The sequence below is a fragment of the Salinicola endophyticus genome (assembly GCF_040536835.1).
Lineage (GTDB): Bacteria > Pseudomonadota > Gammaproteobacteria > Pseudomonadales > Halomonadaceae > Salinicola > Salinicola endophyticus_A.
Map to the genome: position 1 here is coordinate 2355857 of NZ_CP159578.1, position 25263 is coordinate 2381119.

The 25263-nt window shown below is 66.7% G+C and carries 20 protein-coding genes; 7 read left to right on the forward strand and 13 right to left on the reverse strand.

Translation table 11 applies throughout. The features are described from left to right. Positions 1 to 57: 57 nt before the first annotated feature. Both ABV408_RS10675 and ABV408_RS10680 read right to left on the reverse strand, forming a co-directional pair. Positions 58 to 3972, reverse strand: coding sequence for an AAA family ATPase (locus ABV408_RS10675; protein ID WP_353978946.1), 3915 nt, complete (start codon positions 3970 to 3972; stop codon positions 58 to 60). 52 nt (positions 3973 to 4024) lie between these two features. Further along, positions 4025 to 4666: a tRNA-(ms[2]io[6]A)-hydroxylase gene (locus tag ABV408_RS10680; RefSeq protein WP_353978947.1), complete on the reverse strand. Its 642-nt coding sequence runs from the start codon at positions 4664 to 4666 to the stop codon at positions 4025 to 4027. 305 nt (positions 4667 to 4971) lie between these two features. Between ABV408_RS10680 and acnB the strand changes: the two genes are divergently transcribed. Next, positions 4972 to 7575, forward strand: coding sequence for a bifunctional aconitate hydratase 2/2-methylisocitrate dehydratase (gene acnB / locus ABV408_RS10685; protein WP_353978948.1), 2604 nt, complete (start codon positions 4972 to 4974; stop codon positions 7573 to 7575). Between the two features lie 112 nt (positions 7576 to 7687). Here acnB and ABV408_RS10690 read toward each other — a convergent pair whose 3' ends face one another. Then, a complete protein-coding gene (locus ABV408_RS10690) occupies positions 7688 to 8098 on the reverse strand; it encodes a hypothetical protein (protein WP_353978949.1) in 411 nt (136 codons plus the stop codon). A 131-nt stretch (positions 8099 to 8229) separates the two neighbouring features. Here ABV408_RS10690 and ABV408_RS10695 point away from each other — a divergent pair, with 131 nt between their 5' ends. Together ABV408_RS10695 and ABV408_RS10700 are read left to right on the forward strand one after the other, a co-directional pair. Continuing rightward, a complete protein-coding gene (locus ABV408_RS10695) occupies positions 8230 to 8820 on the forward strand; it encodes an outer membrane beta-barrel protein (RefSeq protein WP_353978950.1) in 591 nt (196 codons plus the stop codon). A 180-nt stretch (positions 8821 to 9000) separates the two neighbouring features. After that, on the forward strand, positions 9001 to 10815 hold the full coding sequence (locus ABV408_RS10700) for a glycerophosphodiester phosphodiesterase (RefSeq protein ID WP_353978951.1): 1815 nt from the start codon (positions 9001 to 9003) through the stop codon (positions 10813 to 10815). 119 nt (positions 10816 to 10934) lie between these two features. Here ABV408_RS10700 and ppsA read toward each other — a convergent pair whose 3' ends face one another. Then, positions 10935 to 13307: a phosphoenolpyruvate synthase gene (gene ppsA / locus ABV408_RS10705; RefSeq protein ID WP_353978952.1), complete on the reverse strand. Its 2373-nt coding sequence runs from the start codon at positions 13305 to 13307 to the stop codon at positions 10935 to 10937. A 252-nt stretch (positions 13308 to 13559) separates the two neighbouring features. Here ppsA and ABV408_RS10710 point away from each other — a divergent pair, with 252 nt between their 5' ends. Then, positions 13560 to 14393, forward strand: a complete 834-nt coding sequence (locus tag ABV408_RS10710) for a pyruvate, water dikinase regulatory protein (RefSeq protein WP_035471652.1) — start codon at positions 13560 to 13562, stop codon at positions 14391 to 14393. Positions 14394 to 14500: 107 nt separating this feature from the next. On the opposite strand, the gene ABV408_RS10715 is transcribed toward ABV408_RS10710, so the two are convergent. The 3 genes from ABV408_RS10715 to ABV408_RS10725 all read right to left on the reverse strand — a co-directional run bounded on the left by ABV408_RS10715 (position 14501) and on the right by ABV408_RS10725 (position 16891). Further along, a complete protein-coding gene (locus tag ABV408_RS10715; protein ID WP_353978953.1) occupies positions 14501 to 15073 on the reverse strand; it encodes a hypoxanthine-guanine phosphoribosyltransferase in 573 nt (190 codons plus the stop codon). Positions 15074 to 15141: 68 nt separating this feature from the next. Further along, positions 15142 to 16158 (reverse strand): beta-N-acetylhexosaminidase, encoded by a 1017-nt coding sequence (nagZ, locus tag ABV408_RS10720; RefSeq protein ID WP_353978954.1) that lies wholly within the window; start codon positions 16156 to 16158, stop codon positions 15142 to 15144. Positions 16159 to 16234: 76 nt separating this feature from the next. Next, positions 16235 to 16891: a TetR family transcriptional regulator gene (locus ABV408_RS10725; protein WP_353978955.1), complete on the reverse strand. Its 657-nt coding sequence runs from the start codon at positions 16889 to 16891 to the stop codon at positions 16235 to 16237. Positions 16892 to 17142: 251 nt separating this feature from the next. On the opposite strand from ABV408_RS10725, the gene lexA reads away from it, so the two are divergent. Both lexA and dinB read left to right on the forward strand, forming a co-directional pair. Beyond that, positions 17143 to 17790 (forward strand): transcriptional repressor LexA, encoded by a 648-nt coding sequence (gene lexA / locus ABV408_RS10730; protein WP_353978956.1) that lies wholly within the window; start codon positions 17143 to 17145, stop codon positions 17788 to 17790. Between the two features lie 12 nt (positions 17791 to 17802). Further along, positions 17803 to 18864, forward strand: coding sequence for a DNA polymerase IV (gene dinB, locus ABV408_RS10735; RefSeq protein WP_353978957.1), 1062 nt, complete (start codon positions 17803 to 17805; stop codon positions 18862 to 18864). Between the two features lie 34 nt (positions 18865 to 18898). On the opposite strand, the gene purU is transcribed toward dinB, so the two are convergent. After that, positions 18899 to 19747 (reverse strand): formyltetrahydrofolate deformylase, encoded by an 849-nt coding sequence (gene purU / locus ABV408_RS10740; RefSeq protein ID WP_207035951.1) that lies wholly within the window; start codon positions 19745 to 19747, stop codon positions 18899 to 18901. A gap of 230 nt (positions 19748 to 19977) precedes the next feature. Between purU and ABV408_RS10745 the strand changes: the two genes are divergently transcribed. Beyond that, positions 19978 to 21663 (forward strand): ribonuclease J, encoded by a 1686-nt coding sequence (locus tag ABV408_RS10745; RefSeq protein ID WP_353978958.1) that lies wholly within the window; start codon positions 19978 to 19980, stop codon positions 21661 to 21663. 170 nt (positions 21664 to 21833) lie between these two features. Here ABV408_RS10745 and ABV408_RS10750 read toward each other — a convergent pair whose 3' ends face one another. The 5 genes from ABV408_RS10750 to mobB form a co-directional block, all read right to left on the reverse strand. Beyond that, positions 21834 to 22124, reverse strand: coding sequence for an H-NS family nucleoid-associated regulatory protein (locus ABV408_RS10750; RefSeq protein WP_035471635.1), 291 nt, complete (start codon positions 22122 to 22124; stop codon positions 21834 to 21836). 159 nt (positions 22125 to 22283) lie between these two features. Then, positions 22284 to 23273: a GTP 3',8-cyclase MoaA gene (gene moaA / locus ABV408_RS10755; RefSeq protein ID WP_353978959.1), complete on the reverse strand. Its 990-nt coding sequence runs from the start codon at positions 23271 to 23273 to the stop codon at positions 22284 to 22286. Continuing rightward, positions 23270 to 23731 (reverse strand): molybdopterin synthase catalytic subunit MoaE, encoded by a 462-nt coding sequence (gene moaE, locus ABV408_RS10760; RefSeq protein WP_353978960.1) that lies wholly within the window; start codon positions 23729 to 23731, stop codon positions 23270 to 23272. Before moaE ends, moaA begins: the two co-directional genes overlap by 4 nt. A gap of 40 nt (positions 23732 to 23771) precedes the next feature. Further along, a complete protein-coding gene (moaC, locus tag ABV408_RS10765; RefSeq protein ID WP_353978961.1) occupies positions 23772 to 24560 on the reverse strand; it encodes a cyclic pyranopterin monophosphate synthase MoaC in 789 nt (262 codons plus the stop codon). A gap of 132 nt (positions 24561 to 24692) precedes the next feature. Beyond that, on the reverse strand, positions 24693 to 25262 hold the full coding sequence (gene mobB / locus ABV408_RS10770) for a molybdopterin-guanine dinucleotide biosynthesis protein B (RefSeq protein WP_353978962.1): 570 nt from the start codon (positions 25260 to 25262) through the stop codon (positions 24693 to 24695). Position 25263 lies beyond the last annotated feature (1 nt).

Below are 25263 nucleotides of genomic sequence, written 5' to 3' on the forward strand. Positions count from 1 at the left end.
CCTGATGTCACTGCCCAACGCTCGTCGCCCCACCCTTGACGGGTGGTGTGCCTTTAGTCAGCCATGCCGCGCCCGAGTCGTGGCGCTTCGCCGGCCACGCCGGGGGCGCTGTGGCGGATGCGCATCGGCGCTGAGATTGTCGAGCAGCGTACGCCAGCGAATCAGCACCGGCGCGTCGGAGAGCGCGACCTCGCCCAGGCGATAGCGCAGCGCGCGCTGGCTCTCCGCATCCCCGGGGTCCACCAGGGTCAACCACAGCGCCAGGCTGTTCAACTCGAGATGGGCGCAGCCGGCATCCTCTGCCCAGGACCGCGCCTCGGCAATCAGCGCCTCGATCTCGGCCAGCGGCCGACCCTGACGGTGCTGGATTCGTGCCATCTGCAGCAGCAACTGCGGCAGCATGGTCGAGCGATTGTCGCGGGCCTGCTCCAGGCACGGCAGCAGGTAGTGCGCCGCGCGTTCGAGCTGATCGAGCGCCAGACAGGCGTCGCCATACCATAGCGAAGCGCGCTGGTGGCGGGCCCGGCCGGTGAGCTCGATCAGCCGCTCGACCCCCGACTCGACCTGATCCAGACCGGCCGCATCACCGGCCAGCGCCTGCCCCCAGCCGAGCACGCAGAGCGCCTCCAGATGCCAGCGCCGCAGATCCTGAGAACGGGTCATTTCGAAAGCCCGCTGGCCACGCTCCAGGGCCAGGTGGACATGCCCCAGCTGACGATAGAGCGAGGCGGCAAAGATCAGCGCCATGGCCAGCGATGCCGGATGGCCGATACTCTCCGCCAGCCGGATCGCCGCTTCCATCTGCTGTTCGGCGCGACGATAGTCGCCGCGCAGGCAGAGTGCCCAGCTCTGATAGCAGCTGGCAGCCACCTGCGGGTGATCCGAGTAAGGCAGCCACTCGAGCACCATCGGCTGATGCAACGGATCGATCTGCTCCAGATGCTCGAAGGCACGCCCCACCTCACCACTCCAGTACTCGCCGTAGGCGCGGGCATAGAGCGCCAGACGACGGTAGCGCGGGTCGTCGATCCGCTGTGCCAGCTCGCGCAGATGCTCGGCCAGGGCGTCGGCATCGCGGTTGGCGTAGCGCTGGCTGGCACCGACCCATAGCCCCCAGGTGACCAGGAAGGCCTGATCCCCGGCATCCTCCTCCTGGGCGGGCCCATCGCGCCACAGCTGCTGCGCCTCGATGAAGCACGCCTGGGCCGGGCGCGAGCCATGCCCTTCGAGCGCGTAATAGGCCTGCCCCTGCACTGTCAGCAGGCTGATCCGTCGTTCTGCCGCCCCACCCGGCACGCGCGCCAGGCAGGTAAGGCCCGCTTCGGCCAGGCGCAGTGCGGTGCGGTTGGCGCTGGCGCGCAGGGCGCCACGCGCCGCCATCTCGAAATAACGGGCGCCGCGCCCCGGGTCCCCGCTGCGCTGCAGATGCTCGGCGAAATCGCCGGGATGACGGCTGATCCAGGCCGGACGCTGGGACTCGATCAGCATCACCAGACGGCCGTGCAGGGTCACGCGGACATCCTGGGGGCAGGACAGATAGGCGGCCTCGTGCAGCAGCGGGTGGGTGAACTGGAAATCGAAGGGCGCGCTCTCGCACGGCTCGATGATCTCGAGCCGACGCATCTGCTCGAGCGCCACCCGCAGCGCCGCATCGGTGGTATCGAGACACGCCCTGAGCAGCGCGGTCTCGAACTGGCGCCCGCACACCGCCGCCATGTGCGCCACGCTGCGATCCTGGTGCAGCTGATCGATGCGGCTGGCGAGCAGCCCCAGCAGCCCACGCGGCAAAGCAGCGGCATCGAGGGTGCGCCCCTCCCGGCGGTCGATCTCGAGCCAGCGGCAGATCTCCTGCAGATAGAGCGGCACGCCCTCACAGCGCGCGATCAGCTGCTCGCGCAGGCAGGGGTCCAGCGTCAGGCAGTGGCGCCGGGCGAGCACGTCGAGCATCTCGGCCGACTGCTCGGGCCCCAGACGTGCGAGCGCGATCTGCTGGTCCCAGTTGAGCCGGATCGACGGCATCTCGCGGTTCTGATGCGAAGCCAGCAGCAGCAGCGAGGAGTGGATCGGCAGGCGCACCTGCAGATTGTGCAGCACCTTGAGCGAAGGCTCGTCGAGCCACTGCAGATCGTCGATGATCATCACCAGCGGCCGGCGCGTCGCGGTCAGACGTAGAATCAACGACTGGGTCAGATGGCTGACCAGCTCCACCGCCTCCTCTGCCGCCTCGCGGTTGGTCACTTCACGCACCAGTACGTCGAGCAGCAGGCGACGCCGCTCGGCGCCGATCTTGGCCAGCATCGGCGTGGCATCGATCAACGCTTCCAGACTGGCGAGCGCCGGCTCCGCGCCGAGGTGCCAGCGCAGCAGCGACTGCACCACCGCATAGGGCGTCTGGCTCGACAGCCGCGTGGTCTGGCGCCAGAACAGCGCGACATCCTCGTGCTGCAGACACTCGCGGAAGCGAATCATCAGCGCCGACTTGCCGATGCCAGTGTCGCCCAGCACCAGAACGCTCTGTCGCAACCCCAGCGTGACCCGAGCCAGGGCATCACGCAGCTGGCGCAGCTCGGCATCGCGCCCCAGCAGGCTCGGCACCCGGGTCACCCGCTCGCCGTCGCCGGACGCCAGCGCCAGGGCGCGCTGCACGACCCTGCCATCGGCACTCAGCAGCCGCGGCGTCAGCCGCGCCTGCAGGTCGAACGCCGGGGGCAGATGCTGACTGGCATTGAGCGAGATCATCAGCTCTCCCGTCTCGGCCATGGCCAGCATCGCCAACGCCACCTGGGTGACATCGCCGAGCGGATCGATGGCGCGGCGCTCCGGCAGCCAGATCACCCGGCCACTATCCAACCCCGCGCAAAGGGTAAAGGCCGGCGGCGGTGTGTCACCCTCCCAGCACGCCGCGACCTGCGCCGTCAGCCCCTGATGACAATGGTCGTAGAGCGCCACCAGCTCGGCCAGCTGGTGGGTCGGGCCGTGAGTGGCGAAGCACGCCAGCCCTACCCCGCTGCCCACCGCCGCCTGCCAGAAGCCGCCGAGCTGGTGGCACTGCGTCTCCAGCCAGCGGAACAGTCGCTCCTGCAGATTCAGACAGGCCAGCGCCTGACCGATGTCATTGCCGCTCTCCGGCGGCTTGAGCGCGATTGCCATGATCGCCACCTGACGGAAGTCGATCTCCTCCGCCGAGTAACCCGCCGCCGGTGTTGGCAGCGCCGGCGGCGGCACCGCGTTCTCTACCGCCGGGGTGACGTCAGGCCAGTCACCGGCGAACTGCAGGAAGCCTTCGCTGGGCTGCTCGCCGGAGAGCGCCAGCTGCCGCAGCAAGGCATGAAAACGCTCGCGCGCGGCAGCCACCTGGCCGTGGCCGGCGAGACAGCGAATCAGCAGCTCCTGGAACGCCGCGTGCTCGGGGAAGCGCGTCACCAGCGTCCGCAGCAGTGCCTCGGGCAGCGTCTGCGCCTGGTCCAGGGCGCGCTCGGCATAGCCGATCACCCGGCGGCGCCAGTCGCCACGCACCTGCGCTAGCCAGCGGCTGAAGGCCTCGCACTGGGGCAGCGCCAGCTCTGCCACCAGCTCACCGCGAAAGTGGCTCAGCAGCGTCTCGAGCCCCGCCAGGTCCGGCGCCCGCGCAAGCTCGCGCTCGAGTTCGCGCAGGTCCCATACCACCGACGCCGGCGGCTCGCAGGCGATGGTCTGGCGGGTGACCGTCAGCGAGGTCTCGGCGCACTCGCCGAGGGCGTGACGCAGTGAGTGCAGCGCATGGCGCAGATTGGTGCGCGCAGCGTCGAGGCGCTGGTCGGGCCACAGCAGCGCCGCCAGCTGGGCACGGCTGACCGGCCCGCGCTGCAGCAGTAGATAGACCAGCAGCGCCTTGACCTTGTCGTAGCTGAACTGGGTCAGCGTGGCGCCCCCCTGGTGCAGGCCGAACTGCCCGAACAGGTCGAGGGTCGTGGTAGCGGATGGCTGCGTCATGCGTCTCCTCGAATGCGCCCGGCACCGCACCCACGGTTGGCGTCAGTCGCCGTCATACCGCGGCCGGCACCCCGCTGTGGAAGCGAAAGTGGGTGTCCGACTCCTCGATCAGGGCACGCTCGTGGGCGGCGAAGAAGGCGATCCGCTCATCGACTGCGGCGGCACCGGCGTAGCGCCGGGCAAGACCGATATAGTCCTCGAAATGGCGCCCTTCCGAACGCACCAGCGAGCGGTAGAACTTGGCCAGCTGCGCGTCGAGCCGGGGGATCAGCCGCGCGAAGCGCTCGCACGAGCGCGCCTCGATGAAGGCGCCGACGATCAGGATGTCGATCAGGCGCTGCGGCTCGTCGCGCGCCACGTGGCGTCGCAACCCTTCCGCGTAGCGTGAAGCCTGGAGATGGCTGTAGTCGACCCCGCGCTCCTGCATGATCGCCACCACCTGCTCGAAGTGCAGAAGCTCCTCCCGCGCCAGCTGCGACATCTTGGCCAACAGCTCGGGGCGGTCGACATAGCGGAACATCAGGCTCATCGCGGTGGAGGCCGCCTTCTTCTCGCACTGGGCATGATCGATCAGCAGCAGCGCCGGATTGGCGAGTGCCGCCTCGATCCAGCTTGCAGGGGTCGCACAGGGCAGGAACTCGAGCAGCTCCCGCGGCAGCGCGGCGTCGGTCTCGGTAGCGGTATAAGCGGTCATGGCGATGTCGTCCGTGGTCGATCTCGGGCGGCCTCATGTTAGGGAAAGCCTGTGCAAATGTCTCCACGCGCACCGCCGGCAACACGGCGAGCCCCGTAGCGGCCCCCCCACGACCCCCGTCGAACACCTCCATGACGGGGCCTGCACGCCTCGCCTTAACATTGTCGACAGTTTCACGTAGACTGCGCAGCGCCCACCGCAGCCGGTCGTTTGCCGCCGCCTCTCCCCGCCGCTCCCGGCGGAACCGTCGCGCGCTGCCGCCGCCGCTCTCGCTGCGGGCTCTGACATTAGATGAGGGTTCAACCGTGCTCGAAGCTTACCGCCAACATGTCGAGGAGCGCGCCCAGGAAGGCGTGCCGCCGAAACCGTTGACCGCCGAAATGACCGCCCAGCTGGTCGAGCTGCTCAAGCAGCCGCCCGCCGGTGAAGAGGCCTTTCTCCTCGAACTGATCACAGATCGCGTGCCGCCCGGTGTCGACGAGGCCGCCTACGTCAAGGCTGGCTTCCTCACCGCCATCGCCAAGGGCGAAGCGACCTCGCCGCTGATCGACAAGATCCACGCGGTCAAGCTGCTGGGCACCATGCAGGGCGGCTACAACATCGCCACGCTGGTCGAGCTGCTCGACGACAGCGAGCTGGCTCAGGAAGTGGGCGAGCAGCTCAAGCACACCCTGCTGATGTTCGACGCCTTCCACGATGTCGCCGAGCGGGCCAAGAACGGCAACGCCGTGGCCCAGGGTGTGCTCGAGTCGTGGGCCGAGGCCGAGTGGTTCCTGGCCAAGCCGGCGCTGGCCGACAAGATCAGCATCGCGGTGTTCAAGGTGCCCGGCGAAACCAATACCGACGACCTGTCGCCGGCACCGGACGCCTGGTCGCGCCCCGACATCCCGCTGCACGCCAATGCCATGCTCAAGAACCCGCGCGACGGCATCGAGCCGGAAGTGCCGGGCAGCAAGGGCCCACTGGCGCAGATCGAGGCGGTCAAGGCCAAGGGCTTCCCGGTCGCCTACGTGGGCGACGTGGTAGGCACCGGCTCCTCGCGCAAGTCGGCGACCAACTCGGTGCTGTGGTTCTTCGGTGACGACATCCCCCACGTCCCCAACAAGCGTGCCGGCGGCTTCTGCTTCGGCGGCAAGATCGCACCGATCTTCTTCAACACCATGGAAGATGCTGGCGCCCTGCCGATCGAGATGGATGTCGACAAGCTCGAGATGGGCGACGTCATCGACGTCTACCCCTATGAAGGCAAGGTGACCCGTCACGACAGCGACGAGGTGATCTCCACCTTCGCGCTCAAGACCCAGGTGATCCTCGACGAAGTGCGTGCCGGTGGCCGTATTCCGCTGATCATCGGTCGCGGCCTCACCGAGAAGGCGCGCGACGAGCTCGGCCTGCCCGCCTCCGACGTGTTCCGCAAGCCGGAGCAGCCCGCCGATAGCGGCAAGGGCTTCACCCTGGCACAGAAGATGGTCGGCAAGGCGTGCAACCTCGAGGGCGTGCGTCCGGGCATGTACTGCGAGCCGAAGATGACCACGGTCGGCTCCCAGGACACCACCGGCCCGATGACCCGCGACGAGCTCAAGGATCTGGCATGCCTCGGTTTCCAGGCCGACCTGGTGATGCAGTCCTTCTGCCACACCGCCGCCTATCCCAAACCGGTCGACGTCGAGACCCACCACACCCTGCCGGACTTCATCCAGAACCGCGGCGGCGTGTCACTGCGCCCGGGTGATGGCATCATCCACTCCTGGCTCAACCGCATGCTGCTGCCCGACACCGTGGGCACCGGCGGCGACTCGCATACGCGTTTCCCGCTGGGCGTCTCTTTCCCGGCGGGCTCCGGTCTGGTCGCCTTCGCCGCGGCTACCGGCGTCATGCCGCTGGACATGCCGGAGTCGGTACTGGTGCGCTTCAAGGGCAAGCGCCAGCCGGGAATCACCCTGCGTGATCTGGTCCATGCGATCCCCTACTACGCCATCCAGCAGGGGCACCTGACGGTGGCCAAGTCAGGCAAGAAGAACATCTTCTCCGGCCGCATCCTGGAGATCGAAGGTCTCGAGGATCTCACCGCCGAGCAGGCATTCGAGCTCTCCGACGCCTCCGCCGAGCGCAGCGCCGCGGGCTGCACCATCACCCTCTCCGAGGAGAGCGTGACCGAGTACCTGACCTCCAACGTCACCCTGCTCAAGTGGATGATCAGCGCCGGCTACGGCGACGCCCGTACCCTGGAGCGCCGCATCCAGGGCATGGAAGCATGGCTGGCCAACCCCAGCCTGATGCGCGCCGATGCCGACGCCGAGTACGCCGCGGTGATCGAGATCGACATGAGCGAACTCGACCAGCCGGTACTCTGCGCCCCCAACGACCCGGACGACGCGCGCCTGCTCTCCGAGGTCGCCGGCGAAAAGATCGACGAGGTCTTCATCGGCTCGTGCATGACCAACATCGGCCACTTCCGCGCCGCCGGCAAACTGCTCGAGAAGCAGCCCGCAGGCAGCCTGAAGACGCGTCTGTGGCTTGCGCCGCCGACCAAGATGGACCAACATCAGTTGACCGAGGAAGGCTACTACGGCATCTACGGCAAGGCCGGTGCCCGCATGGAGATGCCGGGCTGCTCGCTGTGCATGGGTAACCAGGCACGTGTGGCACCCAAGTCGACCGTGGTATCCACCTCGACCCGTAACTTCCCCAACCGTCTCGGTGACGGCGCCGATGTCTATCTGGCATCGGCAGAGCTCGCGGCAATCGCTGCCGTCGAGGGCCGCCTGCCGACGGTCGAGGAGTACAAAGCGACCATGGGCGAGTTCGATGCGATGGCGGGCGAGATCTACCGCTATCTGAACTTCCATGAGATCGAGGACTTCCAGAAAGCGGCCGCTACCGTCATTCCGGTCGCCCAGGAAGCCTGATACGACTCTTCCGATGCTCGCAGCTTCATGAAGAGGCTACCGAAACGCCCCGCCCCGTGCGGGGCGTTTTTTATGTGCAAGGGCCGCTGGGCGGCCAGTTTCGAGCGCCACGTCAGCGCGCCGCCAGGCCCTCGATGCCGAGGCACCAGCGCGCCGCGAAGACAGCCCCAGCGGGTGCCACGCGCTCGATCGCATCGCGTTCTGCCGGCGTGGCGTAGACGAGATAGTCGACCTCGAAGCGACGGCACAGCGAGAACACCTCGCTGGGGTAATAGAGCCGCACGCCCTCGACACGGGTGGCGTGCTGCCACGGCGCCTCGGTGACCATGGCGATCACCTCGTGGGTCCCGCTGAGGGTGCGCAACCAGCCGTAGTGGCGCGCATCGCAGCCGCACAGCACGACACGTCGTGAGCGGCGACGACGCCCCCACACACGGCCGGCGGCCAGGCGTCGCAGCGCGTCGATGGGGCGAAGGAGATCGATAACGGCAGCGCCTCGTCGCGGGTGAATGGTCGGCTTCATTGTCGCGCGCCCCCGTGTCGACGCCAAGCCGGGCAAGGACAGGATCGCGCCGGGCTTGCGCCAGGACGGGCAGCAAATTAGAGTTTTCAGATAAAAGAACAGCGTTCATCAACGGGATGGAGATGGAAAACATGAAGATCAATACTTGGCTGGCACTCCCGCTGGCGCTGTCGCCGCTGCTGCTGGCGCCTGCCGCCCAGGCGGCCAACGCCGACGGCCTGTATGTCGGCCTCGGCGGCGGCTATGGCAAGGTCACCAGCAGCGACAGTGATGTCGGCCGCTTCGCCGGTGCCAGTGGCGGCGGCTACCACGTGGATGACGACGACAGCGTCTACAAGGCGTTCGTGGGCTACGAATACAACCCCTACTTCGCCACCGAGGCGTTCTACGCCGACCTGGGCAAGCCCAATATCATCCGCGGCGGCAACGTGGTCGATCTCAAGACCCGCGCCTATGGCCTCAACCTGATCGGCAAGTATCCGCTGGTTGCCGGCTTCGAAGTGTTCGCCAAGGCCGGCATGGCGAAGTGGGATGTCGACGCCCGGGGCGATCTCGGCGCGGGCTCGAACCTCGACGACAATGACGGTATCGATCCGGTCTACGGCGCCGGCGTTCAATACCACTACCAGCACCTGCTGCTACGCACCGAGTACGAGCGCTACGACTTCGACAGCGACTACAAGGTCGATGCCTACACCGCGTCGGTGGGTTGGCAGTTCTGATCTCGGGGCATCGCGCGACCAAGGCCGCCTGCGGGCGGCCTTGGCGTTTCCAGCGGATGAAAATGCCTCTCGGACAGGGAGATTACTGGTGTGACTTGCGCCGATGACACTTTGAAGACAAGACTGACAGGGTCACACGGAAGATGACCCCACACTGACTAGGACGTCGACGACCGCTACATGCTTGCCCCACGCCCGCTGATCAAGGACATCACGCGCCAGATCGCCGTACACTGGCGCGCGCTCATCGCTTTTCATCTCTTCTTCACCCTGCTGGCCACCGCGCTCTGGGTGCCACTCTCCGCAGGCACCCTGGCCGGCCTGCTGCAGCGTATCGGCCAGCCGGTACTCAGCAACGGCCAGATCGTCGATGTCGCACTTTCCGCCTGGGGGCTGTTGTGGCTGCTGGCGGCCCTGGGGCTGAGCTTCCTGGTGATCTTTCTGCAGCAGGCGGGCATGATGCGCGTGGTCTCCAGCCGCGATGGCGGGCGCTATCGGGTCGCCATGGGCGCTCTCTGGCATGTGCTGCGGCGCTTTCCGGCGCTGGCCGCGCTGGCCTTTCTCCAGGTCGGCGCGCATCTGCTGCTGGCGGCGCCCTTCGCCCTCGGCGTGGCCCATCTCTATGCCTGGCTGCTGGGAGACACCGAACCCTATGTGCTGGTTCGCGTACTGCCTGCGGCGCTGTGGCAGTTTCTCGCTCTGGCACTGCCACTGCTGCTGGCCTGGGCAGTGCTCGCCGGCACACTCTATCTGCGCTGGTTTCTCGCCCTGCCGGCGCTGGTGCTGGAGGGCCTGGGTCCGCTTGCGGCGCTGGCCCGCAGCCATCGACTGACCCGCCGGCGACGCTGGCGCATGGCACTGCTGGTGCTGGGCACGGCGCTATCGGTGGCGGCGATCCCGGTGCTCTTCAGCCTGCTCTTCAATGCCCTCGGCGGGCCGCTGCTGGGGCATCTGCCCGAGCGCGCGAGCGTGCTGATTCCGGCCATGCTCGCCTATCTGGCACTCTATATCGTAGCGACCATTGCGCTGACCTTCCTCGGCGTCAGCGCCAACAGCCTGCTGGTCACCACCCTGTTCCAGCGTGCCAGCGGACGCACACCGGTGCTCGACGGCGAGCCCGCACCGCGCCGCTCGGGGGTGATCGCCTGGGGCGCGGAGATTCTGGTGCTGGCGTTCGCGCTGCTCCAGGCGGGCTGGATTCTCCAGGGGTTCGAGATCAACGACACGGTCGCCATCACCGCCCACCGCGGCGCTTCGCATCAGGCGCCGGAGAACACCCTGGCGGCGCTGGAAGGCGCCATCGACGCCGGGGCCGACTATATGGAGCTGGATGTGCGCCTGAGCGGTGATGGCCAAGTGATCGTCGCCCATGACGACAACCTGCGTCGGCTCAGCGGTATCGATCGCCGCTTGAGCGAGATGACCCTGGACGAGATCGCCCAGGTCGACGTCGGGGCCTGGTTCGGCGATGCCTTCATCGGCGAGCGTATCCCCACCTTTGCCGCCCTGCTGGCGCGCGCCCGCGGGCGGATCGATCTGTACGTCGAGCTCAAGCCGGCACCGCTGAGCGCCGACCGCCTGGCCCGCCAGGTGATCGCCCAGATACGCGCCAGCGGCATGGCCGACCACGTCGTGATCGCGTCGCTCTCGCCGTCAGTGGTGGCGCGGGTCAAACAGCTGGCGCCGGATATCCGCACCACCCTGTTCCTGCAGTTCATTCTACCCGGGGCGCTGGCGGAGACCCCCGCCGACATCATCGGTCTGCGCCACACCCAGGCCAACCCGAGCCTGCTGCGTACGCTGCACGGCAGCGGCCGTGGCGTGGCGGTGTGGACGGTGAACAGCCCCGGCGCCATGTCACGCTATATCGACATGGGGGTCGACAACATCATCACCGACCGTCCCGAAGCGCTAAGCGCCCTGCTCGCCGAGCGCCGCGACATGTCCGATGGCGAGCTGCTGCTGGTCAAGCTGCGCAACTGGCTACGCTCATGACACCCGCTCATGACACCACGACGCCCATGCAAACGGGGCACTCGTGAACGCAAAAGCCGGTGCGATCGCTCGCACCGGCTTGGGTGACGCCACCTCGCGCAGCGAGGCCTGGCTGGCAATCAGCCGAGGGTTTCGCCGGCCAGCATGAACCAGGTCTCGAGCACCGCGTCGGGGTTGAGCGAGACGGAATCGATACCCTGCTCCATTAGCCACTTGGCCAGTTCGGGATGATCCGAGGGGCCCTGGCCGCAGATACCGACGTACTTGCCCTGGGCCTTGCACGCCTGGATCGCCATCGACAGCAGCTTCTTCACCGCCGGGTCACGCTCGTCGAAGAGGTGGGCGATGATACCCGAATCGCGGTCGAGCCCGAGGGTGAGCTGGGTCAGGTCGTTGGAGCCGATCGAGAAGCCATCGAAGTACTCGAGGAACTCATCCGCCAGCAGCGCATTGGCCGGCAGCTCGCACATCATGATCACTTTGAGATGATTCTCGCCGCGCTTGAGCCCGTTGGCCTCGAGCAGCTCGACCACCCCCTTGGCCTCCGCCGGGGTACGCACGAAAGGCACCATGATCTCGACGTTGTCCAGCCCCATCTCGTCGCGCACGCGCTTGAGCGCCTGACACTCCAGCTCGAAACAGGGGCGGAAGTCGTCGGAGAGATAGCGTGAAGCGCCGCGGAAGCCGAGCATCGGGTTCTCTTCGCCCGGCTCGTAGAGCTTGCCGCCGATCAGATTCTCGTACTCGTTGGACTTGAAGTCCGACAGCCGCACGATCACCCGCTTGGGGTAGAACGACGCCGCCAGGGTCGAGATGCCCTCGACCAGCCGGTCGACGTAGAAGCTGACCGGATCGGCATAGCCGGCGGTGCGCAGATCGATGGTCTGCTTGAGGTCGCTGGAGAGCTTGTCGTAGTCCATCAGCGCCCGCGGGTGCACGCCGATCATGCGATTGATGATGAACTCCAGCCGCGCCAGCCCGACGCCCGCATTGGGCAGCCCGGCGAAGGCGAAGGCGCGATCGGGGTTGCCCACGTTCATCATGATCTTGAACGGGATATCCGGCATGCTGTCGACGCTGGTGGCCCGGCACTCGAATTCGAGCTTGCCGTTGTAGACATGGCCGGTATCGCCCTCGGCGCAGGAGACGGTGACCTCGAAACCGTCCTCGAGCAGCTCGGTGGCATCGCCGCAGCCCACCACCGCGGGGATGCCCAGCTCGCGGGCGATGATCGCCGCGTGGCAGGTACGTCCGCCGCGGTTGGTGACGATCGCCGAGGCGCGCTTCATGATCGGCTCCCAGTCGGGATCGGTCATGTCGGTCACCAGCACGTCGCCGTTCTGCACCTTGTGCATCTCTTCCGGCGATGCCACCAGCCGGACCTTGCCCTGGCCGATACGCTGACCGATGGCGCGGCCGTCGACCAGCACGCGCCCCTTCTCCTTGAGGGTGAAGCGCTCGAGGGTGCCGGCATCCTGATTGGAGACCACGGTCTCGGGCCGCGCCTGGACGATATAGAGCCGGCCGTCGTCGCCGTCGCGCGCCCACTCGATGTCCATCGGGCGGCCGTAATGCTGCTCGATGGTCACTGCCTGACGCGCCAGCGCCATGACGTCGTCGTCACTCAGACAGAAGCGCTGGCGGTCGGCATGTGCGACATCCACGGTCTTGACCGAGCGCCCGGCGGCGGCGTCCTCGGTGTAGACCATCTTGATCCGCTTGGAACCCAGCGTACGCCGCAGCACCGCCGGCCGGCCGGCGGCCAGGGTCGGCTTGTGCACGTAGAACTCGTCGGGGTTGACCGCCCCCTGCACCACGGTTTCGCCCAGACCCCAGGCGCCGGTCACGAAGACCGCGCCGCGATAGCCGGACTCGGTATCCAGGGTGAACATCACACCGCTGGCGGCGGTCTCGGAGCGCACCATCTTCTGCACCCCGGCGGAGAGCGCCACGTTCTCGTGGGCGTAACCACGGTGCACGCGGTAGGAGATGGCACGGTCGTTGAACAGCGAGGCGAACACTTCGTGCACCGCGCGCTTGACGTTGTCGAAGCCGTCGATATTGAGGAAGGTCTCCTGCTGGCCGGCGAAGGAGGCATCGGGCAGATCCTCCGCAGTGGCCGAGGAGCGCACCGCCACCTTGAGCTGCGGATAGCGCGCCTGCAGGGTCTGGTAGGCATCCGCCAGCGCCGCCTCGAAAGCCGGCGGCAGCGGCGTATCGATCACCCAGCCGCGAATCTTTTCGCCGACCTTGGCCAGCGTCTCGGTGTCGTCGACGTCCAGCGTGGCGAGTTCGGCATTGATACGGTCGTTGAGCCCTTCGTGCTTGAGGAATTCGCGGTAGGCATGTGCCGTGGTGGCAAAGCCGCCCGGCACGGTGACGCCGGCATCGGCCAGATTCGAAATCATCTCGCCGAGGGAGGCGTTCTTGCCGCCAACCCGCTCGACATCGCCCATACCCAGCTGATCGAAAGTGATGATGAAGGGTTCCAAGGTCCTCTCCTGCTCGTTTCGGCTGACGTTGCGGCACGTCCTCTGCGCCTCGCTGGAGCCAGAAGCTAACAGCCGCCCCCGGGCTGCGCCAGCAGTTTAAGGGCGTAGGGTTTGGAGTATTTCTACAAGAATCCGGTCTTTTCCACGGTTCTTGTAGTCAGCCGAGGAATTCGCGACGGAGTCGTCACAAGTGGTTGCCTGAACAGGAAATCCGGGTCGACAATGGCCTATCGACGCCGAGGAAAGCCCACCATGACACGCACCGCCTTCTTCATCTCGGATGGCACCGGGATCACCGCCGAGACACTGGGACGCAGCCTGCTGTCGCAGTTCGAGAATACCGACTTCCACCTGGTCACCAAGCCGTATATCGACACCCTGGACAAGGCGCGCTCGCTGGTCGGCATGATCGAGGTCACCGCGGAGCGTGACGGCGTGCGCCCGATCGTCATCGATACCATCGTCGACCAGTCGGTGCGCGCGATCGTTGCCGAGGCGCCGGCGTTCATGGTCGATATCTTCTCGACCTTCCTCGCCCCGCTGGAGGAGGAACTGGCGACCCACTCCACCTACACCGTCGGCCGCGCCCATGCCATGGGGCGAGACGATGTCTACATGCACCGTATCGACGCCGTGAACTTCGCCCTCGATAACGACGACGGGGCACGCACCCATCAGTACGAGGAGGCGGACATCATCCTGGTCGGGGTGTCGCGCTGTGGCAAGACGCCCACGTCGCTCTATCTGGCGCTGCAGTTCGGTATCCGCGCCGCCAACTATCCGCTGACCGAGGACGACCTCGACGAGAACGGCATTCTGGCCCTGCCGGCATCGCTGGCCAAGCACCGCCACAAGCTGTTCGGGCTGACCATCGATGTCAGGCGCCTGGCCGCGATCCGTACCGAACGCCGCCCCAACAGCCGCTACTGTTCAATGGACCAGTGCATGCAGGAGATCGAGCAGGCCGAAGCGCTCTATCGGCGCCAGAACATCCCGTTCATCGATACCACGCGCTTCTCGATCGAAGAGATTTCCACGCGCATGATGAACGAGACGGGCTTACAACGACGCTTCAGCCCGCGCTAGCGGCAACGGCGGGACGCGGAGCAGAGCGCGGGACGCAGGAGATAGAGGCAGCGGCGGCAGCGGGCCGCGATGGAAAGCGGCAGCAGCGTGGCACGCTGCTTCCAGGGTTACAGGTTCTTGGGCGCGAAGATACCGGGGGCGTTGCGCCAGTAGCCCTTGTAGTCCATGCCGAAGCCGAACACGTAGCGGTCGACCACTTCCAGACCACAGTAGGTCGCCTTGAGATTCGGCGAAGCCTTGCGATCGTGCTGCTTGTCGACCAGCACCGCGGTGGAGAGACTCGCTGCGCCCGCCTCACGGCAGTAGTCGAGAATCGCCGCCAGGGTCGCCCCCTCGTCGAGAATGTCATCGACGATCACCACATGGCGCCCGGCCATGGGGATCTCCGGCGAGACCCGCCAGAACAGCTCACCGCCACGGAGCCCGCCGCGATAGCGGGTGGCGTGGAGATAGTCGACCTCGAGCGGGAACCCGAGCCGGGTCAACAGATGCCCCGTCGTGATCAGACCGCCGTTCATCACGCAGTAGAACACCGGCAGCTTGTCGCCGAGATCGCGGGTGATCGCCGCGGCCATCCGGTCGAGGGCCTGCTCTACCTGGGCCTGGTCGATCAGACAGTCGGCGTTGTCCATGACCTCCTGCATCGAGTTCAGCGCGTCGGGGGGCGTAGATTGAGTCATCGTATTCCGTATCAATAGCAGTGGGCGGCAACCGGCAGGGCCGGCGCCGCCTGGGGACAGAGGGCGGATCACTCCGCCTCGTTGAGGGCTTCCAAGCGGGCGTGGGTACGCCGCCAGCGCGAGATCACCGCCAGCGACTCGAGGCTCGGCCGGGCGCGGGCGTAACGCAGCTTGGCGATCCGCGGCGCCTGGCGTCCGCTGCACGCATCCACCACCTCCCGCGCCGCTGCGGGGTCATTGCAGATCACCGCCATGTCGCAGCCGGCGGCCCAGGCCGCCTCGGCGCGCGCCGCCGGCGTTCCGGCAGCGTGGGCCGCCGCCATGGTCAGGTCGTCGGAGAAGATCGCCCCCTTGAAGCCGAGCTCTTCGCGCAGCAGCCCCAGCCAGCTGGGCGAAAAGCCCGCCGGGCGCTCGTCGAAGGCAGGAAAGATCACATGCGCCGGCATCACCGCATCGAGCTTGCTCGCCAGCCGCGCAAACGGCACCAGATCGTGCGCGCGCAGCGCCTCCAGCGAGCGCGGATCCCGGGCCACCGCATGGTGCGAATCCTGACGCGCCCCGCCATGGCCGGGAAAGTGCTTGCCGATGGCGACCATGCCGGCATCGTGCAGGCCATCGATGAAGGCACCGGCCAGCGCCGCGACCACCTCCGGGTCGGGCGAGAAGCTGCGCGAGCCGATCGCCGGCGACTGGTCATCGTCGAGGTCGAGCACCGGGGCGAAGGTCAGGTCGAAACCGCACGCGGCCATCTCCATGCCCAGCAGCCAACCGGTGTCCAGAGCCAGGGCCAGCGCGGCCTCCGGCGCCTCGGCGAATTGCCGCCCCAGGGTCGCCATCGGCGGCAGCCGGGTCACGCCCTGCTTGAGCCGCTGCACGCGCCCGCCCTCCTGGTCGATGGCGACCAGCAGGTCCGGGCGGCAAGCGCGAATCTCACCGATCAGCGCCTGGGTGGTGCCTGCATCCGGGGTGTTGCGCGCAAACAGGATGACGCCCCCGACCTCGGGACGGGACAGCAGCCGCCGCTCCTCCTCGCGCAGTCGAGTGCCCTCGACGTCCAGCATTACCGGACCCAGCGGTTGTGTCATAGCCGTTACCTGAAACCGTGAAGCGCCCGATTCTAGACGACCCGCCGGCGTCATGACAGAGGTCGGCACTGCGGCGTCAGCTCGCTGCCGCCTCCGGCGGCTCCAGCGGTGCCAGCATGCCCGCCGCTACCACCGGCTTGAGTCGTCGGATCAGATCGCGCACGGTGACATGCTCGTGATACTCGTTGTCGGCGATATCGCGCAGCGCATCCAGTCCGGAGAGCGTGAATACCACGGTCCCGAGCATGAAGTGGAGGCGCCAGAAGCGCTCCGCCTCCGGCAACCCGGGCGTGGCCAGACGCAGGCAGGCGACGAAGCGGTGGAAGGTTTCGCCATAGTGCGCCTGGATATAGCGTCGCAGATGCCCCTGGGCCTGGGTATAGGCGAGTCCCAGGAGCTTCATGAAGATCTTGAGACTGTGGCGCTCCGCCGGTACCTCGAGCACGCTCTCGGCCAGGCGCTCGAGCAGCACCTCGAGGGGGATGGCCTGCCCGCCATAGTGACGCTCGAGCCCGTCGAGCGCGTGATTGAGGCGCTCGGAGAAGGGGTCGAGATAGCGCGCGAAGACCGCCTGGATCAGCGCCTTCTTGGAGCCGAAATGATAGTTGACCGCCGCCAGATTGACCTTGGCCCGGGTGGTGATGTTGCGCAGCGACGTCTCGGCGAACCCCTTCTCGGCGAACAACACCTCGGCGGTGTCGAGAATGCGGGTCACAGTGTCGGACTGAGCCATGGACTACCTCTTTCCTGTCGATATCGGCGGCTGTTCACGGGCATCGAACCTGCCGGCCAACGCCTGTCGAATCAGCTAAAAAACGCCTGTTTGAAACGCTTTCGAATCTAACCACCCCCGGCGCCACGGCACAATCGCGGCAAACGTCGAAGGCGCTCTGCGCTTTGCCCCCTTTCCCTGCCCAGCAGGACTGGATACAATTCCAGACTGTATACATGACCACGCCCTGACAGGCCCCGGGGAGACGCCCAATGTCGAGACCGCTCACCGCCCGGCAGCAGAACGTCTACGATTTCATCGTCAAGACGATGACCGAGTTCGGCTATCCACCCACCCGCGCCGAGATCGCCAAGGCGCTGGGATTCCGCTCTCCCAATGCCGCCGAGGAGCACCTGCGTGCGCTCGATCGCAAGGGTGTGATCCGCATGATTCCGGGGACATCCCGCGGGATCCGTCTGCCCGCTGCGGCCGGCACCCCGGAACCCACCGACCCCGCCGAAACCGGCCTGCCGATCGTGGGCAACGTCGCCGCCGGTAGCCCGATTCTCGCCGCCGAGCACATCGACCGCTACTGCCCGCTGCCGGCGGACTACTTCGCCCCCAGGGCCGACTACCTGCTGCGTGTGCGCGGGCTGTCGATGAAAGACATCGGCATCCTCGATGGCGACCTGCTCGCCGTGCATCGCACCCAGGAAGTGCGCGACGGCCAGATCGTGGTCGCCCGGCTCGATGACGAGGTCACGGTCAAACGCTTCCACCGGCACGGGCGCCGCGTCACCCTGCTGGCGGAAAACGCCGACTTCGCCCCCATCGAGGTCGACCTGGAACATCAGCAGCTGGATATCGAGGGTCTCGGCGTAGGCATCATCCGCGGCGGCAACGGCCTGGGCCTGCAGTAGACGCCAGCGGCCATGCGCAAGATCCTCCACGCGGACTGCGACTGCTTCTACGCCGCGGTGGAAATGCGCGACGACCCCAGGCTACGCGACCTGCCGCTGGCGATCGGCGGCAGTGCCGACAAGCGCGGGGTCATCGCCACCTGCAACTACCCGGCCCGGCGCTACGGCATCCATTCGGCGATGCCCACCGCACGCGCCCTGCGCCTGTGCCCCGAGCTCAAGCTGCTGAAGCCCGACTTCGATCGCTACCGCCGCGTCTCGCATGACATTCAAGCGGTATTCCACGAGCTGACCCCGCTGGTGGAGCCGCTCTCTCTCGACGAAGCCTATCTCGACGTCAGCGAGGTCACCCGTTTCCAGGGCAGCGCGACCTGGATGGCGCACTGGCTCAAGCAGGAAGTGCTCGCGCGTACCGGCATCGTGGTCTCGGTGGGCGTGGCGCCCAACAAGTTCCTGGCCAAGATCGCCAGCGACTGGGACAAGCCGGATGGCCTGTTCGTGATTCCCCCCGCACAGATGGCAAGCTTCATCGAGGGGCTGGCGGTCGACAAGCTGCACGGGGTCGGTCCTGCCACCGCCGCCAAGCTGGAGGGGCTCGGCATCGCTACCTGTGCCGAACTGCGCGCCCGGCCGCTGGAGCAGTTGCTCGACGCTTTCGGCAAGTTCGGCCAGCGCCTGCACGAGCTGGCCCACGGCATCGACGACCGCCCGGTCAACGTCACCCGCGAGCGCAAGTCGGTCAGCGTCGAGACCACCTACGACAGCGATCTGCCGGACCTCGCCCAGTGCCACCAGGCACTGGCACCGCTGATCGCGCGTCTCGACGAACGCCTGGCCCGCCATGGCAATCCCGACATCGGCAAGCAGTTCGTCAAGGTGCGCTTTCACGACTTCACCAGCACCACCCAGGAGACCGGCGCCCGCGGCGTGATCCACGCGCGCTTCCACGAGCTGCTGGAGAGCGCCTGGCAGCGCGGCGGCCGCCCGGTGCGCCTGCTCGGGGTCGGCGTGCGCCTGGCGCCGGAGGCCGAACAGCGCCAGCTCAGTCTGTTCGACGGCGAGCAGCCGACCTGACGCCGCAGGCGCGACGCCGGCACCGCACAGGGGCTCAGGAGAAGACGACGGTCTTGTTGCCGTGGATCAGCACGCGGTCCTGCAGGTGCCAGCGCAGGCCACGGGCGAGCACCGCCTTCTCCACGTCACGCCCCAGCCGAACCAGGTCCTGGGGTGTATGGCAGTGCGACACCCGCTGAATGTCCTGCTCGATGATCGGCCCCGCGTCCAGCTCCTGAGTGACGTAGTGGCAGGTCGCACCGATCAGCTTGACCCCGCGCTCGAACGCCTGGTGGTAAGGCTTGGCGCCGGCGAAGGACGGTAGAAAGCTGTGGTGGATATTGATGATGCGCCCGGCGTAGCGCTCGCACAGCGCCGGCGGCAGGATCTGCATGTAACGTGCCAGCACCACGCTGTCGGCTTCGGCCGCATCGATCAGCCGCTCGACCTCGGCGAACGCGGGGGCCTTGTCGGCGGGGTCGACGCTCACCCGATGGAAGTCGATGCCGTGCCACTCGACGAGCGCGCGCAGGTCGTCGTGGTTGGAGATCACGCAGGGAATATCGCAATCGAGCTCCCCCGCCGACCAGCGGTAGAGCAGGTCGACCAGACAGTGCGACTCACGCGAGACCATCAGCACCACGCGCTGACGCCGGCTGGCGTCGCTCAGCCGCCAATCCATCGCGAACTCACGGGCGATGGTCTCGAACTCGGCCCGGAAGGCCGCGGCGCCCAGCGCCTCCGATTGAATGTCGTAGCGCATGAAAAAGCGCCCGTTATCCAGGTCGGAGTGCTGGTTGGCCTCGATGATGGAGCCCCCCTGGGCGGCGATGAAGCCCGAGACCCGGGACACGATCCCGACCCGGTCGGGGCAGGAGACGATCAAACGATAATTGTGCGGCATAACTCACGCTGACAGGGTCGATGAAACGAAAAGTCGCCGCGCACCGAGAGGAGGCGACGACGCAACCTGCCTCGGTAGCGGCGGCACGACGCCCGCCGCGATCGGGGCGGCGACATTGTACCCGATTCACCGTGGCTGCGACGCTCGCCGTTGCGTGGTCCGATCCCGGTTTGAGCGGGCCGAGAGCGATGCCTTATAGTGAGCCGAGACTTTTCCCGTTAAGGAAGCCGATGTTTCGTCCGCGCGCGCAGATTCGCCCCCGTACCTATCCGCCTCTGCTGTTTCATCCGTTGGGCGGCTGCGGTGAAATCGGCATGAACCTCTCGCTCTATGGCTACGACGATCACTGGATCGCGGTCGACTGCGGCATGATGATCCGCCAGGATCTACCCGACGCACCGCTGCAGATTCCCGATGTGGCCCACCTGGCGGCAGAGGGCATGATCCCCGAGGCGGTGTTCATCACCCATGGCCATGAGGACCATATCGGCGCCCTGGCCTGGATCTGGCCCCACTGGGGTTGCCCGGTCTATGCCACGCCGCTGGCGATCGAGATGCTGCGCGCCAAGTTCCTCGAGCGCGGTCTGCGCACCGATGCACTGTGCCCGGTGACGCCCGGCAGCAGCGTCGAGCAGACACCCTTCAAGGTCGGCTTCGTGGCGGTCACCCACTCCATTCCCGAGAGCTGCGCGCTGGCGATCGAGACGCCCGGGGCGCGCGTGCTGCATACCGGCGACTGGAAGCTCGATCCGGCGCCGCTGATCGGCCCGCCGATCGATTCGCGCCCCTTCGAGCGTCTGGCGCCGCTGGATCTGGTGGTGGCCGACTCGACCAATGCCGACGTCGAGGGTCACTCGCGCAGCGAATCGGAAGCCGGCGCAGCGCTCGAGGCGGTGATCCGCGAGTGCCGTGGACGGGTCGCGGTGAGCTGCTTCGCCAGCAACCTCGCGCGCATCCAGTCGCTGGGGCAGATCGCCGCGCGCTGCGGGCGCCGCGTGGCACTGCTGGGTCGCTCGATGGAGCGCATGGTCGCCATCGCCCGGCAGCTCGGCTATCTCGAGGACTTCCCACCCCAGGTGCCGACCTATGATCTCGGCTATCTGCCGCCGGAGGAGATCTTGATCATCGCCACCGGCAGTCAGGGGGAGCCGCGCTCGGCACTCTCGCGCCTGGCACAGGGACGCCATCCGCTGCTGGATCTGGAGGCGGGCGATCACGTCATCTTCTCGGCACGCGCCATTCCCGGCAACGAGCGCCCCATCGAACGCCTCAAGAACGGCCTCAAGCGTCTCGACGTGCACATCCACGACGAACACTCCGACCCGGCACTGCACGCTTCCGGGCACCCGGCACGGGCCGAGCTGCGCCAGCTCTACGGCTGGCTGAAGCCGCGTCTGCTGCTGCCGGTACACGGCGAGCTGACGCACCAGGAAGCCCACCGCGAGCTCGCCGAAACGCTCGGCATCGCGGTGCCGGAGCGGGTCGTCAACGGCGATCTGCTGGCACTGGAGAACGGCACGCTCAGCCCGCGCCGCCACTTCCACCTGCAACCGACACTGCTCTCGCCGCGCACTCGCGCCGGCAGGCCCGGCGCAGCCGCCACCCCGCGCCGCGCCGCCAGCTCGCTGTCGATCGCACTCACACTGCTGCCGACCGAGACCGGCTGGACCCGCATCGGCAGGCTGCTGTGGGATAGCGAGAGCGCGCTCGACCTGGACGAGGATGCCCTGGCGGACTGGCTCGATCAGCGCATCGACACCATCCCGGCGGAGTCCCTGCTACAGCTGCGTCAGCAACTGTTCGCACCGCTCAACGAGTGGCTGAAGGCGCATCTGGCCAAGCTGCCGGAGCTGCATCTGCAGCTGATGCCGGCCGACCCTCAGCCCGAACACGAGGTGCGCTCGGCTTCCGGCTGACAGCCCGCTGCCTCCGTGCACCTTCGCTCTGACACGCATGAAAAAACGCGCCGAGCAGAGCTCGGCGCGTTTCGACCCGACGCGAATGAAACAGCGATGGCTGGACCTATCCTACCGGGATCTGGCCGCTCGTCGCGCTCGCATCTGCTGATATCAACCCCTACCAGCGCTCAGACTTTGCTGGCGTTCTTGGGCGGACGTCCACGACGTTTGCGCGGCTGTTCGCCGACCAGGTCATCCATCGATAGCCCGGCATCGTTCATCGCTTCACGAATCTCGGCGAGTTTACGCTGCTTGTCGGCTTCTTCTTGCTGACGCTGATGATCTTCCTGCTGTTTCTGCTCGATCACCTCATTGATCACTTCGGACAACTTGTGCAGTTGCTCCATGCTCAACTGGCGAGCGGCAGCGCGCGCCACGTTTTTATTGCGCGCGATACGTTCCAAAGATTCCGTGGACATCGTCCCTCCTTACCATGCGCATTGCCGGCTTTGCGCCGAATCATTTCCAGAAAGTATATTCCCGAGGCATAGTTTGGCAAGGATTTAAATCAAAAAAGGCCGGCACAAAGTGCAGACCTTTTAATAATCGCCGACGCCTTTGCAGAGACGCGAAGCCGATCAGCCTCCTGTCATATTCATGAACCTGACGACTTGCACATCGCCGTCGGTGGTGAAGTGATGGCGTTCCGGCTTGAGCGCCATGGCCGCCACGATCTGCTGTTTCAACGGCTCGAGTTCACCGGGATAGCGGCGCAGCGTGTGACGTAAATCGACCGAGTGCTCGTTGCCCAGACAGAGCAGCAAGCGGCCCTCCACGGTGACGCGAACACGATTACAGGTACTACAGAAGTTGTGGCTATGGGGAGAGATGAAACCCACACGGCTGTCGCTGTCGTGCATCCGAAAATAGCGCGAAGGCCCGAGCGAAGATTCGGCAGAGGGTAGCAGCGCATGCCGGGTTTCGATTCGCGCCTGGACAGCGTCGCTGGAATAAAACGTCTCGCCGCGCGAGTGATCGGAGACATCGCCCAGCGGCATCTCTTCGATAAAGCTGATATCCAACCCTTCCGCCCTGGCGAAGTCGACCAGATCGAGAATTTCGTCGTCGTTACGCCCTTTGAGAATCACCGCGTTGAGCTTGATACGCTCGAAGCCGGCATCCTGCGCCGCGTGGATACCGTCGATCACCTTGGCCAGATCGCCAGTGCGGGTAAGACGACGAAAGCGCTCTGGATCGAGGGAATCGAGGCTGATGTTGAGCCGCGACAGACCGCCGCGCTTGAGCGCTACCGCGTGCTTGCCCAGGCTGGCACCGTTGGTGGTCATGGCCAGTTCACGCAGGCCAGACAGCCCGCCGATCCGCTCGACCAGTCCGTCGATTCCCTGACGTACCAGCGGCTCGCCGCCGGTCAGGCGAATTTTCTCCACGCCCAGCTCGGTGAACGCGCGCGCCACCTGCTCGAGCTCCTCCAGGGTGAGTATCTGGGCCCGCGGCAGGAAGGTCATCTCCTCGCTCATGCAGTAGACGCAGCGAAAATCGCAGCGATCGGTGACCGAGATGCGCACGTAGCGCACCCGGCGCGAGAAGTCGTCGATCAGTGCTGTCATACCCGCTCCCAACGACCGGCATCGTCATGGTCGCTCTGTCGTTCAGAAACCCAGTAGTCGCCACTGGCCGTGTGCTCCTTCTTCCAGAACGGCGCCCGCGTCTTCAACCGATCCATGATGAAGTCGCAGGCCTGGAAGGCCGCCCGCCGATGCGCACTGGTTACCATCACCAGCACGATGGGGTCTCCTGGCGTCAGGCGGCCGACCCGATGAATCACGCCGACACCCGAGAGCGGCCAGCGCGCCCCGGCATCGCGGGCGATGTCCGCGAGCGCCTGCTCGGTCATGCCAGGAAAGTGTTCGAGGGTCAGCGCTTCGACATCGGGACGCTCGTTGATATCACGAACCAGCCCGGTGAAGCTCACCAGCGCCCCGATATCGCGGTGCTCGGCGGTCAGGCGCTGCTGCAGGGCGGCGGCATCGAACGCCGCCTGCTGCACGCGAATGTCGATCTGCATACCTTGCTCCCCGGGCTGTTCGCCATCCTCGATCATCTCGCTAGCCGCCGGTCACCGGCGGAAAGAAGGCGACCTCGTCCCCCGGCGCCACCGGCGTCGCGTCGGTGGCCATGACCTGATTGCACGCCGCCAGCACCCGGCCCTCCCCAAGCAGCGCATAGCGCGGGTCGACCGCCATCAGCGCGCGCTTGACCCCGGCGATGTCGGCTGCCGCCAGCTGCGCCGGATCGAGCTCGGTCTGCTCTTCCCCCAGGCGCTCGCGCAACTCGGCGAGGAAGCGCACCGACACGGCCGTCGTCTCGCCGTGCGCCGGGCTCTCTCCCAGCGCCGCCGGTGGTGCACCGGCCGCCGCTTGCGCCTGGCGCGAGAAGTCGCCGGAGCGTCCGCCGCGCTTCTCCTCGAGCTGCACGCCGTCGATGATCATCGCCTTATCCACCGCCTTGCACATGTCGTAGAGCGTCAGACACGCCACCGATACCGCAGTGAGCGCCTCCATCTCCACCCCGGTGCGGCCATTGAGACGGCAGAATGCCTCGACCCAGACGCAGTTCTGGGTGCTGTCGAGTTCGAAATCGAGCGTCACCTTCGATAGCGCCAGCGCGTGGCACAGCGGAATCAGTTCGTGGGTACGCTTGGCTGCCTGGATACCGGCGATACGCGCCGTGGCCAGTACGTCGCCCTTGGGCAGGCCGCCCTCGGCCAGCAGCGCCAGCGTGGCGGGCTGCATGCGGATGCGTCCCCGCGCCCGCGCCTCTCTCCGGCTCTCCGGCTTGTCGGCCACGTCGACCATGTGCGCCTCGCCACGGGCGTTGAGATGCGTCAAGGTCATGACAGGATTCGCCTCGCTTTCAAAGTCTTAGGCCCAAACTCTCAGCATAGTTAATTTTCCGGCGTTACGCTCGCTCGTCAGGCCCCGGAAGCGCATCACGCGCCCAGACGAAGGCTGACCCGACGACGCGTTTCACACCGCGGCGCGGCGTTCGGCCCAGGCCAGAATCCAGGCCAGAATGGCCGCATGATCGTCGAGATCGAGCAGCGCCACCCCCGGTGCCACGCGCTCACGCGCCGCGGCGATGGCACTCGCCGGCTTGAGCGCCACCGCCTCGACCCAGGGGTCGTCACTGGCCAGCAGCGGCTCGTCACGCTCGCCACGATAGAGTTCGAGCTTGGGCAGCGGCCACTGCTTGAACCCCTCGACCAGAATCAGCGCCGGGCGCAGGGCAGCCACCTGCCGAACCAGAGCGGGCAGGTCCGGCTCGTCGCGCCCCGGGGTCTCCATCATCAGCGCAAAACGCTTGCCGGAGGCCACCAGCATGGGCGCCGCACCGGCCTGGCGCAGGCGGTGACTATCCTTGCCGGGCTGATCGATGTCGAAGGCGTGGTGGGCGTGCTTGATCACCGCCGCCGGCCAGCCATGCTCGGCCAGTCGCGGCAGCAACGCCTCGAGCAGCGTGGTCTTGCCGGTACCGCTCCAGGCCACCACACCGAGCAGGGGAATCCCGCCGGCGCAGGCCGCAAGCGATTCACTCATC

Bases quoted from the DNA above. Each gene is read 5' to 3' on its own strand.
- ABV408_RS10675 (WP_353978946.1), bottom strand. From the start codon at position 3,972: ATGACGCAGCCATCCGCTACCACGACCCTCGACCTGTTCGGGCAGTTC.
- ABV408_RS10680 (WP_353978947.1), bottom strand. From the start codon at position 4,666: ATGACCGCTTATACCGCTACCGAGACCGACGCCGCGCTGCCGCGGGAG.
- ABV408_RS10690 (WP_353978949.1), bottom strand. From the start codon at position 8,098: ATGAAGCCGACCATTCACCCGCGACGAGGCGCTGCCGTTATCGATCTC.
- ABV408_RS10695 (WP_353978950.1), top strand. From the start codon at position 8,230: ATGAAGATCAATACTTGGCTGGCACTCCCGCTGGCGCTGTCGCCGCTG.
- ABV408_RS10700 (WP_353978951.1), top strand. From the start codon at position 9,001: ATGCTTGCCCCACGCCCGCTGATCAAGGACATCACGCGCCAGATCGCC.
- ABV408_RS10710 (WP_035471652.1), top strand. From the start codon at position 13,560: ATGACACGCACCGCCTTCTTCATCTCGGATGGCACCGGGATCACCGCC.
- ABV408_RS10715 (WP_353978953.1), bottom strand. From the start codon at position 15,073: ATGACTCAATCTACGCCCCCCGACGCGCTGAACTCGATGCAGGAGGTC.
- nagZ (WP_353978954.1), bottom strand. From the start codon at position 16,158: ATGACACAACCGCTGGGTCCGGTAATGCTGGACGTCGAGGGCACTCGA.
- ABV408_RS10725 (WP_353978955.1), bottom strand. From the start codon at position 16,891: ATGGCTCAGTCCGACACTGTGACCCGCATTCTCGACACCGCCGAGGTG.
- lexA (WP_353978956.1), top strand. From the start codon at position 17,143: ATGTCGAGACCGCTCACCGCCCGGCAGCAGAACGTCTACGATTTCATC.
- dinB (WP_353978957.1), top strand. From the start codon at position 17,803: ATGCGCAAGATCCTCCACGCGGACTGCGACTGCTTCTACGCCGCGGTG.
- purU (WP_207035951.1), bottom strand. From the start codon at position 19,747: ATGCCGCACAATTATCGTTTGATCGTCTCCTGCCCCGACCGGGTCGGG.
- ABV408_RS10745 (WP_353978958.1), top strand. From the start codon at position 19,978: ATGTTTCGTCCGCGCGCGCAGATTCGCCCCCGTACCTATCCGCCTCTG.
- ABV408_RS10750 (WP_035471635.1), bottom strand. From the start codon at position 22,124: ATGTCCACGGAATCTTTGGAACGTATCGCGCGCAATAAAAACGTGGCG.
- moaA (WP_353978959.1), bottom strand. From the start codon at position 23,273: ATGACAGCACTGATCGACGACTTCTCGCGCCGGGTGCGCTACGTGCGC.
- moaE (WP_353978960.1), bottom strand. From the start codon at position 23,731: ATGCAGATCGACATTCGCGTGCAGCAGGCGGCGTTCGATGCCGCCGCC.
- moaC (WP_353978961.1), bottom strand. From the start codon at position 24,560: ATGACCTTGACGCATCTCAACGCCCGTGGCGAGGCGCACATGGTCGAC.
- mobB (WP_353978962.1), bottom strand. From the start codon at position 25,262: ATGAGTGAATCGCTTGCGGCCTGCGCCGGCGGGATTCCCCTGCTCGGT.